This window comes from Catellatospora sp. IY07-71 (assembly GCF_018326265.1).
Taxonomy (GTDB): Bacteria; Actinomycetota; Actinomycetes; order Mycobacteriales; family Micromonosporaceae; genus Catellatospora.
Map to the genome: position 1 here is coordinate 2665095 of NZ_AP023360.1, position 12717 is coordinate 2677811.

At 72.3% G+C, this 12717-nt stretch carries 13 protein-coding genes; 10 read left to right on the top strand and 3 right to left on the bottom strand.

Features of this window, described 5'->3' with window-relative positions; genetic code table 11:
* The first annotated feature begins 3 nt into the window (after positions 1-3).
* On the top strand, positions 4-1170 hold the full coding sequence (gene ispG / locus CS0771_RS12050) for a flavodoxin-dependent (E)-4-hydroxy-3-methylbut-2-enyl-diphosphate synthase (RefSeq protein ID WP_212841054.1): 1167 nt from the start codon (positions 4-6) through the stop codon (positions 1168-1170).
* Between the two features lie 175 nt (positions 1171-1345).
* Here ispG and CS0771_RS12055 read toward each other — a convergent pair whose 3' ends face one another.
* Positions 1346-1918 (bottom strand): PadR family transcriptional regulator, encoded by a 573-nt coding sequence (locus CS0771_RS12055; RefSeq protein WP_212841055.1) that lies wholly within the window; start codon positions 1916-1918, stop codon positions 1346-1348.
* A 189-nt stretch (positions 1919-2107) separates the two neighbouring features.
* Between CS0771_RS12055 and CS0771_RS12060 the strand changes: the two genes are divergently transcribed.
* Complete coding sequence (locus CS0771_RS12060) at positions 2108-2944, top strand: DUF4081 domain-containing GNAT family N-acetyltransferase (protein ID WP_212841056.1); 837 nt, start codon at positions 2108-2110, stop codon at positions 2942-2944.
* A gap of 119 nt (positions 2945-3063) precedes the next feature.
* Entirely contained in the window at positions 3064-3588 is a 525-nt protein-coding gene (locus tag CS0771_RS12065; protein ID WP_212841057.1) for a hypothetical protein, read from the top strand.
* Between the two features lie 396 nt (positions 3589-3984).
* On the opposite strand, the gene CS0771_RS12070 is transcribed toward CS0771_RS12065, so the two are convergent.
* On the bottom strand, positions 3985-5205 hold the full coding sequence (locus CS0771_RS12070) for an FAD-binding oxidoreductase (protein WP_212841058.1): 1221 nt from the start codon (positions 5203-5205) through the stop codon (positions 3985-3987).
* 128 nt (positions 5206-5333) lie between these two features.
* Here CS0771_RS12070 and CS0771_RS12075 point away from each other — a divergent pair, with 128 nt between their 5' ends.
* The 7 genes from CS0771_RS12075 to CS0771_RS12105 all read left to right on the top strand — a co-directional run bounded on the left by CS0771_RS12075 (position 5334) and on the right by CS0771_RS12105 (position 11931).
* The gene (locus tag CS0771_RS12075) at positions 5334-6677 is read left to right on the top strand and encodes a glutamine synthetase family protein (RefSeq protein ID WP_212845784.1); all 1344 of its coding nucleotides are present in this window, start codon (positions 5334-5336) and stop codon (positions 6675-6677) included.
* A gap of 2 nt (positions 6678-6679) precedes the next feature.
* Entirely contained in the window at positions 6680-8023 is a 1344-nt protein-coding gene (locus CS0771_RS12080) for an aldehyde dehydrogenase (protein WP_244871342.1), read from the top strand.
* Positions 8024-8119: 96 nt separating this feature from the next.
* Positions 8120-8884, top strand: coding sequence for a 3-oxoacyl-ACP reductase (locus tag CS0771_RS12085; RefSeq protein ID WP_212841060.1), 765 nt, complete (start codon positions 8120-8122; stop codon positions 8882-8884).
* Positions 8885-8889: 5 nt separating this feature from the next.
* A complete protein-coding gene (locus CS0771_RS12090; protein WP_244870740.1) occupies positions 8890-9633 on the top strand; it encodes a gamma-glutamyl-gamma-aminobutyrate hydrolase family protein in 744 nt (247 codons plus the stop codon).
* Between the two features lie 87 nt (positions 9634-9720).
* Positions 9721-10278 (top strand): pyridoxamine 5'-phosphate oxidase family protein, encoded by a 558-nt coding sequence (locus CS0771_RS12095; protein WP_212841062.1) that lies wholly within the window; start codon positions 9721-9723, stop codon positions 10276-10278.
* A 10-nt stretch (positions 10279-10288) separates the two neighbouring features.
* A complete protein-coding gene (map, locus tag CS0771_RS12100; protein WP_203756123.1) occupies positions 10289-11146 on the top strand; it encodes a type I methionyl aminopeptidase in 858 nt (285 codons plus the stop codon).
* A gap of 89 nt (positions 11147-11235) precedes the next feature.
* Positions 11236-11931 (top strand): VIT1/CCC1 transporter family protein, encoded by a 696-nt coding sequence (locus tag CS0771_RS12105; protein WP_305835772.1) that lies wholly within the window; start codon positions 11236-11238, stop codon positions 11929-11931.
* 67 nt (positions 11932-11998) lie between these two features.
* Here the strand turns inward: CS0771_RS12105 and CS0771_RS12110 are convergent, their stop codons facing one another.
* A complete protein-coding gene (locus CS0771_RS12110; RefSeq protein ID WP_212841063.1) occupies positions 11999-12463 on the bottom strand; it encodes a nitroreductase/quinone reductase family protein in 465 nt (154 codons plus the stop codon).
* Between the last annotated feature and the right edge of the window lie 254 nt (positions 12464-12717).

Sequence of the window (12717 nt, forward strand, 5' to 3'; positions counted from 1 at the left end):
GCTGTGACTGCGATCAACCTTGGTATGCCGGCGGCCCCTCCCGCGCCGCTCGCGCCGCGGCGGAAGAGCCGGCAGATCATGGTCGGCAGCGTGCCGGTCGGCGGCGGAGCGCCGGTCAGCGTGCAGTCGATGACGACGACGCTGACCTCGGACGTCAACTCGACCCTGCAGCAGATCGCGGAGCTGACCGCGTCCGGCTGCCAGATCGTGCGGGTGGCGGTGCCCTCGCAGGACGACGTCGAGGCGCTGCCCGCGATCGCCCGCAAGTCGCCGATCCCGGTGATCGCCGACATCCACTTCCAGCCGAAGTACGTCTTCGCGGCGATCGACGCGGGCTGCGCGGCGGTCCGGGTCAACCCGGGCAACATCCGGCAGTTCGACGACAAGGTCAAGGAGATCGCGGCGGCGGCCTCGGCGGCCGGTGTGCCGATCCGCATCGGCGTCAACGCGGGCTCACTGGACAAGCGCCTGCTGGAGAAGTACGGCAAGCCCACCGCCGAGGCGCTGGTCGAGTCGGCGCTGTGGGAGTGCTCGCTGTTCGAGGAGCACGGCTTCCGTGACATCAAGATCAGCGTCAAGCACAACGACCCGGTCGTGATGATCAAGGCGTACCGGCAGCTCGCGCAGCAGTGCGACTACCCGCTGCACCTCGGCGTGACCGAGGCGGGCCCGGCGTTCCAGGGCACCGTCAAGTCGTCGGTGGCGTTCGGCGCGCTGCTGGCCGAGGGCATCGGCGACACCATCCGCGTGTCGCTGTCCGCCCCGCCGGTCGAGGAGATCAAGGTGGGTACGGCGATCCTGGAGGCGCTGGGCCTGAAGGAGCGCGGCCTGGAGATCGTCTCCTGTCCGTCCTGCGGTCGCGCCCAGGTCGACGTGTACACCCTCGCCGAGCAGGTCACCGCGGCCCTGGAGGGCTTCCCGGCGCCGCTGCGTGTCGCCGTCATGGGCTGCGTCGTCAACGGCCCCGGTGAGGCGCGCGAGGCCGACCTCGGCGTCGCGTCCGGCAACGGCAAGGGCCAGATCTTCGTCAAGGGCCAGGTCATCAAGACCGTGCCCGAGTCGCTGATCGTCGAGACCCTGGTCGAGGAGGCCATGAAGATCGCCGCCGACCTCGGCATCGACGTCCTCGGCGATGGCGAGCCCGTCGCCCCCGTCGTCACGGTCCACTGACCCGCTGACTCAAGCGAGCAGGCCCCGTTCCTCAGGAACGGGGCCTGCTCGCGTCTGCGCCCTCGGCGCACGTTGCCAAGATCGCGTCGATCTTGCGCGAAGTGTTGCCCTTTTGGGCGGTAGGGGCGTGTCGTCCCCACCGTTCGCGCAAGATCGGCGGCGGGGTGGGTGGGGGTCACTCGGCGAGGATGGCGTAGAGCTTGCGCTTGGTGTCCTGGAGGGTTTCCAGGGCTTTCTGGCGCTGGGTGGGGGTGCCGGTCATGGCGACCTGACGCAGGGCGCTCATGACGGCGAAGCCCGCCTCGCGGAACTCCTGCGCCTGCGCGATGTGGTCGGCGTCGAACTCCTGCCAGGGGCGGCCGTGGCCGGCGTCGGTGGCGCGGTCGGCCTCGGCGCGGCCCGCCTCGGTGAGGGTGAACCGCTTGCGGCCGTCGGCCTCCTCGCTGACGATCAGGCCCTCGTCCTCCAGCAACTGGAGCGTGGGGTAGATCGAGCCGGGGCTCGGGCGCCAGACGCCGCCGGTCCTCGTCTCCAGCTCGGAGATCATCTCGTAGCCGTGCATCGGGCGCTCCAGGAGCAGGCCGAGCACCGCTGCGCGGGTGTTGCCGCGCCGCCCGCGACCGCGGCCGTGTCCGCGCCCGCCGGGGCCGAAGCCGCCGGGGCCGAACGGCGGCCGCATCGGCCCGAAGGCGAACAGCCGGGGGTCGTGGCCGTGGTGGTCGTGGGATCCGTGGGCGTGCTCACGCATGCCGTGTCCGTGGTGTCGTCGGAACATCTTCGTCCTCTTTCGTGGGGAGTCTCGCGTGCTCGCGAGGCTCTCGTCGACTATCGCCGTGCTGTCGGCGATACGTTAACGATATATCGGCAACGTGTCGGCGGCAAGCCGCGTTTCCCGGGTAGCAGTGGCGGGCGGCGCGGATCTCATTAGGCTGTGGGCATGCTCACCCTCCCGGTGCGGCAGCTGGCCGAAGCTGACCGCGCGGCAGTGGAACGCCTCCTGGCGGCGTACCCCATCGCGGCGGCGCAGGTGGCCGAGCGGGTGGCGTTGCGCGGACTGGGCTGGCGGGCCGACGGCCGGCTCTACGGCTACGGCAACCGCCGCCATCCCGAGGCCGTCCTGTGGTCCGGCGGGCAGGTGTCGCCGGTGGGGGCCGGGGCCGACGCCGTGGCCGCCTTCGCCGAGCTGGTGTCCGGGCAGCCGCGTGTGTGCGCCTCGCTGGTCGGCGAGGCCGACGCGGTGCTCGGCCTGTGGGAGCTGCTGCGGCCAGCCTGGGGTCCGGAACGGACGGTGCGCCGCGACCAGCCGCTCATGGTGGTGGACAACCCGCCCGCGGTGGCCGCCGACCCGCTCGTGCGGCAGGTCCGGCCGGACGAGGTGGACCTCGTCTTCCCCGCCTCGGTCGCGATGTACACCGAGGAGGTCGGGGTGTCGCCGTGCGGCGACGACGGCGGGCGCGGCTACCGGGGCCGGGTGGCGGAGTTGGTGAAGGCCGGGCGCTCGTACGCCCGCATCGTCGACGGCACCGTGGTGTTCAAAGCGGAGCTGGCCGTCGTCACCCGGCACACCGCGCAGGTCCAGGGGGTCTGGGTGGATCCGGCCTGGCGTGGCCGGGGTTACGCGACATCCGGCATGGCGGCGGTGGTGCGCGACGCGCTGCGCCGGGTCGCACCGACGGTGAGCCTGTACGTCAACGACTACAACACGCCGGCTCGGCGCGTGTACGAGCGGCTCGGGTTCCGCCAGGTCGGGACGTTCGCGACCGTCCTGTTCTGACACGCCACGCACGACGCGCCGTAGTCACGACCATTTTCGTGACTTTGAGCACCTAGCTAACTACGTTACGTAACGATTGGTGCTGACCAGATGTTGCGGCCGGCGAGGTGAACACCCCGATGGGGCGGATCGTTAAACAGCTCTCTGAAACCACCACGAAGTACTACTGGTATCCCGGAGAGAAGCAGGAGTGGATCCGCGCCGTCGTCGCCGTCAGCAGTGGAGCGGGCACCGCCGCGCTGCTGATGATGCTGACCCGCAACAGCCTCGCGGCCGTCGTGGTCGGATGCTCGGTCACCCTCGCGGTGTCCGGCTTCAACTTCGGGCGCCGGGATGCCAAGGCGCTGGCCGGCTGGCCCAAGCTCAGCGACAAGGCCGCCCGCCGGGCCGCCGTCGCCCACAGCGGACGCGCCGCCTGGCGGGCGAGCGCGCACGGCGTCGGCGGGGCGGTCGCGGCGATCGTCGTACTCAACCTCACGCACAGCGGCTGGGTCGCCGACTGGCTGCTGCCGGTCGTGCCCGCCGTGGTCGGGGCGCTCGCCCACCAGACCGGGATGGTCTGGGAGCAACTCGCCAGCACCGTGGCCACCACCGGCCCCGCGGCGGCCCCGGCCACCCCCGCCGCCAAACCCGCCGGCGACTGACCCCGCCGGGTGCCGGGCGCCGTGCCGCCCCGCCCCGCTCTGCCCCGCCCCGCCGCACCCCGCCCCGCCCCGCCCCGCCGAGGATGATCGCGAGTTCGTGTCGGAAAGTGTGGTCTGGCCACAGGTTTCGACACGAAGTGGCGATCTTCGGCGGGTGTCCGGTGTGGCTGGATGGTGAAGATCGCGGTTTCGTGTCCAAAGGTGCGGTCTGGCCTTAGGTTTGGACACGAAGTGCCGATCTTGGACCGGGACGGGGCCGGGACGGGGCCGGGACGGGACTGGTCCAGGACTGGGACGGGGCCGGGACGGGACGGGACTGGTCCAGGACTGGACCGGGGCCGGGACGGGACGGGACTGGTTTAGGACTGGAAGGGGCCGGGACGGGGCCGGCGGGGGTCAGCGGCGGAGGGTGTCGAGGGCGCGGGAGGTGGTCCAGTCGCGGTTGGCGGCGGGCGGGCCGAAGCGGTCGGGGAGGAGGGCGTCCAGCTCCCAGCTGGGGGTGCCGGACGTGATCCACTCGGCGAGGTGGCGGCCGATGCCGCCGGCCAGGGCCATGCCGTGCAGGCCGAACCCGGCCGCGATCCACAGGCCGGGCAGGGACGAGCGGCCCGCGAGGGGAGCGCCGTCGGGGGTGAACGCCTCGACGCCGTTCATGATCTTCAGGAGCTTGGCGCGGCGCAGCTCCGGCATGCGGTCCCCGGCCAGCTGCCACAGCGGGGCGAACGCCGCGTCGTCGGGCGCGGCGAGCTCCCGGGCTTTGGCGAGGGGCTCGGCGTCACCGGCGGGCCAGGCGGGCACGGGGTCCGGGCGGTTGCCCCCGACGATCGCGGCCCCGTTCGCGGCGCGCAGGTAGAGCGACTGTTCGGGGATGCGGCAGGTGGGGGTCGTGTCCGGGTCCAGCGCGGGGTGCAGGACCTCGCTGACGCCGTACTGGTGCAGGATCGGGACGACGGGGACGACGACACCGGCCAGTGCGCCCACCGCGCCCGCAGCGGCGCCGGCCGCGTTGACGACCAGCGGCGTCTCGATGACGCCGTCGCTGGTGTGCACGGCGCGCACCCGGCCGCCGGTGGTGTCGAGGGCGGTGACGCGTACCCCCGTGCGGATCTCGACGCCGTGCGAGACCGCACCGGCGACCAGGGCGTTGACGAAGTCCTTGGGGCGCACGAAGCCCTCGCCGGGCAGCCACGCGGCGGCCTGCACGTCGGTGAGGTCGAGCCGCGGGGCCAGGCCCATGGTGGCCGACGCCCCGCGTAGCTCCAGCGGGACGCCCAGCTCGTCGGCGCGGCGGGCGAGACGCCGCAGCTCGTCGACGTGGTGGTGGCTGAGCGCGAGCCGCAGCCCGCCGACGGCCCGCCAGCCGGGGTCGTGGCCGGTCTCGGCGCGCAGCATCGCGGCCAGCGCGGGCAGGTATCCGGTGAGCCGGGCGTGCCAGGCGGGGCCGTCCGGGCCGCGCATCGAGGTGACGAACCCGGCCGTGTGCCAGGTCGTGCCGTCCATGAGCTCGTGCTGCTCCAGCAGCACGGTGTCGCGCCACCCGGCCCGGCCGAGGTGGTACGCCAGGGAGCAGCCGACCACGCCGCCCCCGATGATCACCGCCCGCGCACTCGCTCCCATTCGAACAGTCGTACTCGCTACCCGGCGGGAACGGAAGCCCTCCGGCACAACTTTGCCGCGGCGCGCCGGGAGCAGTGACCCATGCGAGTTTGTTGACGGCGGGGGTGGTGGGGGTAGGACTGGTGGGCATGTGGTCGGTGGAGCGCCTGCGCGCGATGGTGGAGGCGGGCGACATCGACACGGTGTTGCTGGCCATGACGGACATGCAGGGTCGGCTGCAGGGCAAGCGCCTGCATGCGACGTACTTCCTGGACGAGGTCGTGGCGCACGGCAGCGAGGCGTGCAACTACCTGCTCGCGGTGGACGTCGAGATGACCCCGGTGGACGGGTACGCCGTCTCCGGCTGGAACCAGGGCTACGGCGACTTCGTGCTGCGGCCGGACCTGGACACGCTGCGCCCGATCCCGTGGCTGCCGGGCACCGTGCTGATCCTCGCCGACGTGCTGTGGCTGGACGGGAGCCCGGTGGTGCAGTCGCCGCGGCAGATCCTGCGCCGCCAGCTGGACCGCCTCGCCGAGCGCGGGCTGACCGCGTACGTCGGCACGGAGCTGGAGTTCGTGGTCTACCAGGACTCCTATGAGCAGGCCGCGGCCAAGCACTACCAGGGGCTCACCCCGGCCAACGGGTACAACGTGGACTACTCGCTGCTGGGCACGACGCGGGTGGAGCCGCTGCTGCGGGCGATCCGGCTGGGCATGGCCGGGGCGGGACTCGCCCCGGAGAGCGCCAAGGGTGAGTGCAACCTCGGCCAGCACGAGATCGCGTTCCGCTACGCCGAGGCGCTGAAGACGGCCGACCAGCACGCGCTCTACAAGCACGGGGCCAAGGAGATCGCCGCCCAGCAGGGCATGTCGCTGACCTTCATGGCCAAGCCGAACCAGCGCGAGGGCAACTCGTGCCACATCCACTTCTCGCTGCGCGACGCCGACGGGCGGCCAGTGATGGCCGAGGGGGACCAGCTCAGCCCGCTGGGCGAGCACGTGCTCGCGGGGCTGCTGGCCAGCACCGTGGACCTGAGCGTGCTGTACGCGCCCAACATCAACTCGTACAAGCGTTACCAGGCGGGCTCGTTCGCGCCGACGGCGCTGCGCTGGGGGCGGGACAATCGCACCTGCGCGCTGCGCCTGGTCGGGCACGACACCTCGCTGCGGGTGGAGCACCGGGCGCCCGGCGGCGACGTGAACCCGTACCTGGCCGTCGCGGCGATGGTGGCGGGCGCACTGCACGGCATCGAGAACGAGCTGCCGCTGGAGCCGCTGTTCAGCGGCAACGCGTACGCCGACCCGTCCGCGCCGCGCATGCCCGCCACGCTGCGGGACGCGCTGCTGCGCTGGGAGTCCTCAGCGGTGGCGCGGGACGCGTTCGGCGACGCGGTGGTCGAGCACTACGGGCACGCCGCGCAGGTGGAGCTGGCCGCGTACGACGCCGCGGTGACGGACTGGGAACTGGTGCGGGGGTTCGAGCGGCTGTGAAGATCGTCAATCCGGTCACCGAAGAGGTCGTCGCCACGGTGGAGCCGGCCGACGCCGCGGCGGTCGACGCCGCCGTCGGGCGGGCCGCGAAGGCCTTCGAGAGCTGGCGCAACGTGTCGCCGGGGGACCGGGCGCGGCTGCTGCGCCGGTTCGCCGCGGTGGTCGACGCGCACGCCGAGGAGCTGGCGCTGCTGGAGGTGCGCAACGCCGGGCACACCATCGGCAACGCGCGCTGGGAGGCGGGCAACGTCCGCGACCTGCTCGATTACTACTCGGGCGCGCCGGAGCGGCTGTGCGGGCGGCAGATCCCGGTCGCGGGCGGGGTGGACGTGACGTTCCACGAGCCGCTGGGCGTGGTCGGCGTGATCGTGCCGTGGAACTTCCCGATGCCGATCGCGGCCTGGGGCTTCGCCCCCGCGCTCGCGGCGGGCAACACGGTGCTCGTGAAACCGGCCGAGACCACGCCGCTGACCGCGCTGCGCCTGGCCGAGCTGGCCCTTGCGGCGGGCCTGCCGGAGGGCGTGCTGACCGTCCTGCCCGGCCACGGCGAGGTCGCGGGCCACGCGCTGGTGACCCATCCGGGGGTACGCAAGATCTGCTTCACCGGGTCGGTGGAGGTGGGCCGCCAGATCATGGCGGCGTGCGCGGCCGACCTGACCCGGGTGACGCTGGAGCTGGGCGGCAAGAGCTCCACCCTGCTGTTCGCCGACGCCGACCTGGAACGGGCCGCCGCCGCGCTGCCCGGGGCCGTGTTCGACAACGCCGGGCAGGACTGCTGCGCCCGCTCCCGCCTGCTGGTCCAGCGCGAGGTGTACGACGACTTCCTCGCCCTGCTGGAGCCGCACGTCAGCGCCTGGCGCTGCGGCGACCCGATGGACCCGGCCACCGGCATGGGCCCCCTCATCACCGCCGAGCAGCGCGAACGCGTCACGGGCTACGTGGCCGGCGCGAACGTCCTGATGCGCGGCGGCGCGCCGGACGGCCCCGGCTACTGGCATCCGGCCACCGTGCTGGAGACCCGGGCGACCGACGAGCGGCACTGGCGCGAGGAGGTGTTCGGGCCGGTGCTGTCGGTGCTGCCGTTCGACACCGAGGCCGACGCGTTGCGGCTGGCCAACGACACCGAGTACGGCCTGTCCGGGTCGATCTGGACCCGCGACGTGGGCCGGGCGCTGCGGCTGGCCCGCGGCGTCGAGGCCGGGGTACTCAGCGTCAACTCGCACAGCTCGGTGCGCTATTGGACCCCGTTCGGCGGGGCCAAGCAGTCCGGTCTGGGCCGCGAGCTGGGCCCGGACGCCCCGCTCGCGTTCACCGAGACCAAGAACGTCTTCATCTCCACGGAGTGATTCGGCAGCGCTGAGCCCGCCGCGTACCGCACGCTGTTATCACGGCCTCGCGGGCGCCACGGCCAGGAACCCACGAGAGGCAGGCAGAGGCAGGGCATGGGGCGGTTGCAGGAACGGGTGGCGGTCATCAGCGGGGCGGCCAGCGGCATCGGCGCGGCCACGGCACGGCGGTTCGCCGCCGAGGGCGCGTACGTGGTGGCGGTGGACCTCGCCGAGGAGGCGGGCAAGAAGATCGCCGAGGAGGTCGGCGGAGAGTTCGTGCAGTGCGACGTCTCCGACGAGACGCAGGTGCGCGAGCTGTTCGACGGCGTCGCGGCCCGGCGCGGGCGCGTGGACATCGCGTTCAACAACGCGGGCATCTCGCCGCCCGACGACGACTCGATCCTGGACACCGGACTGGACGCCTGGGAGCGGGTGCTGCGGGTCAACACCACCAGCGTCTACCTGTGCTGCAAGTACGCGCTGCCGCACATGCTCGCGCAGGGCAAGGGCTCCATCATCAACACGGCCAGCTTCGTGGCGCTGATGGGCGCCGCGACGAGTCAGATCGCTTACACCGCCAGCAAGGGCGGGGTGCTGGCGATGAGCCGTGAGCTGGGCGTGCAGTTCGCCCGGCAGGGGGTGCGCGTCAACGCGCTGTGCCCGGGGCCGGTGGCCACGCCGCTGCTGATGGAGCTGTTCGCGAAGGATCCGGAGCGGGCGGCTCGCCGACTCGTCCATGTGCCGATGGGCCGGTTCGCCGAGCCCGAAGAGATCGCCGCGGCGGTAGCGTTTCTCGCCAGCGACGACTCCTCATTCATCACCGCCTCGCAGTTCGTTGTGGACGGGGGCATTACCGGGGCATATGTGACGCCGTTGTGAGCGATGTGACCAGACCGTTGATCGGTATCACCACCTACGTCGAATCCGCCCGCTACAGCGTCCACGACTGTGTCGCCGCGGTGCTGCCGTGGGCGTACGTGGACCAGGTCAGCCGGGCCGGGGGCCGCCCGGTGCTGATCCCCCCGATGCCCGACGGCGGCGTGGAGGTGCTCGACGGACTCGACGGGCTGATCGTGGCCGGGGGCGCCGACGTGGAGCCCGCCCGCTACGGCGAGACGCCCCACCCGACGGTCTACACCAGCCCGCAGCGCGACGCGGGCGAGCTGCCGCTGGTGCGCATCGCGCTGAAGACCGGCCTGCCGCTGCTCGGCGTGTGCCGGGGCATGCAGGTCATGGCCGTGGCCAGCGGCGGGCGGCTGCACCAGCACCTGCCCGAGGTGGTCGGCCACGGCGGCCACTCCACCGTCGGCCCGGTGAAGGTGTACGCCGAGCACGACGTGCACTTCGCGACCGGGTCGCGCTGCCGCGAGATCTACGGCGCCGAGGCGCTGGTGAACTCGTACCACCACCAGGGGGTCAAGGACCCGGGACGGATGCTGCCCACCGCGTGGTGCACCACCGACAACCTGATCGAGGCGATCGAGCACCCCGACCACCCGTTCGCGGTCGGCGTGCAGTGGCACCCGGAGGACATGGCCGCCAACGGCCTGTTCCAGGCCCTGGTCGGCGCGGCCGCCCAGCTGCGCGGCGCGCGCGGCAGCAAGACCGAGTTCTTCGCCACGGTCTGATCTCCGGCCCGCACCCGCCACGTGGCACGTCCCACGTGGCGGGTCACGGGGCTGCCGGCGGCCGGGTGCCGGGGTAGCGTCGCGGGCATGGGCCAGGTGTACGAGCAGATCGACGACAAGATCCGTGACTTCCTCATGGCGCAGCGGGTGTTCTTCGTGGCCACCGCGCCGTCCGGGGCGGACGGGCACGTCAACGTGTCGCCCAAGGGGCTGACCGACTCGTTCGCGGTGCTCGGCCCGCATCAGGTGGCGTACTACGAGTACGGCGGCTCCGGCATCGAGACCATGGCGCACCTGCGTGAGAACGGGCGCATCGTGGTCATGGTGTGCGCGTTCGACGGCCCGCCCAAGATCTACCGGCTGCACGGCCGGGGCGAGGCGGTGCTCGCCGAGGACCCGCGCGCCGCCGAGCTGATCGCGCGCTTCCCGGCCCCGCCGCACGTCGGCCTGCGCAGCATCGTCGTGATCGACGTCACGCGCGTGTCGGACTCGTGCGGCTACGGCGTGCCGCTGATGTCGTACGAGGGCGACCGTGACCTGCTCGTCCGGTTCTGGGAGCACAAGACCCCGGAGCAGCGCGAGCACTACCGGGCCACGCGCAACGCGGCGAGCATCGACGGCGCCCCGATGTTCGCCGAGCGCTAGAGTTCAGGTCATGAACGGCCGTGCCACGCTGACCCCAGGCAAGCTCTCCCCGTGGCGGGAGGTGCCCGCGCACATCCCGCGCCCCGAGTACGTCGGCCGCAAGCAGCCCAAGCGCTGGGACGGCCCGCTCACCCAGGACGCGGAGTCGATCGAGAAGATGCGCGTCGCCGGGCGGATCGCGGCCCAGGCCGTGCAGCTCGCCGGCGAGCACTGCAAGCCGGGGGTGACCACCGACGAGATCGACCGGCTGGTGCACGAGTTTCTGCTCGACCACGACGCGTACCCGTCGACCCTGGGCTACAAGGGCTTCCCGAAGTCCTGCTGCACCAGCCTCAACGAGGTCATCTGCCACGGCATCCCGGACACCACGGTGATCCAGGACGGCGACATCATCAACGTGGACGTGACGGCGTTCAAGGACGGCGTGCACGGCGACACCGACGCCACGTTCTGCGTCGGCAACGTCGACGAGGAGGCCCGGCTGCTGGTCGAGCGCACCCACGAGGCGCTCATGCGGGGCATCAAGGCGGTCGCGCCGGGCCGCCCGATCAACGTGATCGGCCGGGTCATCGAGTCGTACGCGAAGCGTTTCGGCTACGGCGTGGTGCGCGACTTCGGCGGGCACGGCATCGGGCAGTCGTTCCACAGCGGACTGTTCATCCCGCACTACGACAACCCGAACGCGGACACGATCATGGAGGTCGGCATGACCTTCACCATCGAGCCGATGATCACGCTCGGCACGATCGCGTACGAGACCTGGAAGGACACCTGGACGGTGGTCACCAAGGACCGCCGCTGGACCGCCCAGTTCGAGCACACGCTGGTCGTCACCGAGTCGGGCGCGGACATCCTCACCCTGCCGTGAACCCGGACAAGCCCGACCCCGCCCTCGGCACCGAGCCCACGCCCGGCGCCGGACTGCCGGGCGCCGGGCTGCCGGGCGCCGAGGCGACGCTGCCGCCCATCGACCACGAGCACGCCGACGTCTCCGGCGGCTGGCTGCGCGCGGCGGTGTTCGGCGCGATGGACGGGCTGGTCACCAACATCGGCCTGATCGCCGGTGTGGGCGGCGCCGGGGTGGACCCGCACACGATCGTGCTCACCGGTGTGGCCGGCCTGGTCGCCGGCGCCATCTCGATGGGCCTCGGCGAGTACGCCAGCGTGCGCACCGCGAACGAGCAGATCGAGGCCGAGGTGGCCAAGGAGCGCCGGGAGCTGCGGCACAACCCGGCCGCCGAGGCCGCCGAGCTGGCCCAGCGCTGGATCGAGCGCGGCATCGCGCCGGATCTGGCCCGGCAGATGGCCGAGGAGCTGCGCGCCCAGCCCGATGAGGCGCTGCGCATGCACGTCCGCGAGGAGCTGGGCGTCGACCCGGACAGCAAGCCGAGCCCGTGGACGGCGGCGATCTCGTCGTTCGTCTGCTTCTCGATCGGCGCGATCATCCCGCTGCTGAGCTACCTGTTCGGCAGCGACTCGCTGTGGCTCGCGCTCGCCGTCGGCGGCCTCGGCCTGTTCGTGGTCGGCGCGCTGACCGCCCGCTTCACCCGCCGCCGCTGGTGGGCCACCGGCCTGCGCCAGCTCCTGCTCGGCGCGGCCGCCGCCGGCGCCACCTACCTCATCGGCGCCGCCATCGGCGTCACCACCTCCTGAAAGGAAGGGCACCTTCTTAACGCATTGCGTAGAGGAAGGTGCCCTTCTTAACGCGGCGGGGCGGCCGTCAGCGGGGGATCAGGCTGAAGACGCGGATCACGCGGTTAGAGGCGCGCTGCTGGTACGTCGTGTACGCCGGCCAGACCTCCAGCAGCAGCTTCAGCAGCCGCTCCCGCTGCTCGCCGGTGGCCAGCTCGCCGCGCACCGGGATCTCCCGTCCGCCGAGCGTGACGACGGCGTCGGGGTTGGCGAGCAGGTTCGCCGACCAGGCCGGGTGGCTCTGCTGGCCCCAGTTGGAGCCGATCACCACGAAGTGGTCGCCGTCGCGGGCGTAGGCCAGCGGCTGGGTACGCGGCAGGCCGGACTTCTTGCCGGTGGTGGTGATGATCAGCGTGGGGATCAGGCCCAGCGCGACGACGCGGCCCTTGGTGAGCTTCGCGACGGTGCGGTCGAGCGGCACGAGGACCCGGCCCGCTCGGGCGAACCAGCTGCGGTGGCCCAGGTAGCGGGCGAGGCGTCTCAGCATCGGCACAGTGTGCCGCAGCCCGCGACGGCACGGAAGGCCACCCGGACGGGTGCGACCAGCCCGCACCGCCCGTGAGGGTGCCGCGTCCCGTGGGGGTGCCGCCTCCCGTGGTGGTGACGGTCCCGTGGTGGTGACGCCGGGGTTGATCGCGATCTCGTGTCAAGATCTGCGGTCCAGCCAAGCATTTCGACACGAGATCGCGATCAACCCACCGCGACCGCGAGCCGCCGCCCCGACGAGGGTTAAGAAGGGCACCTTCC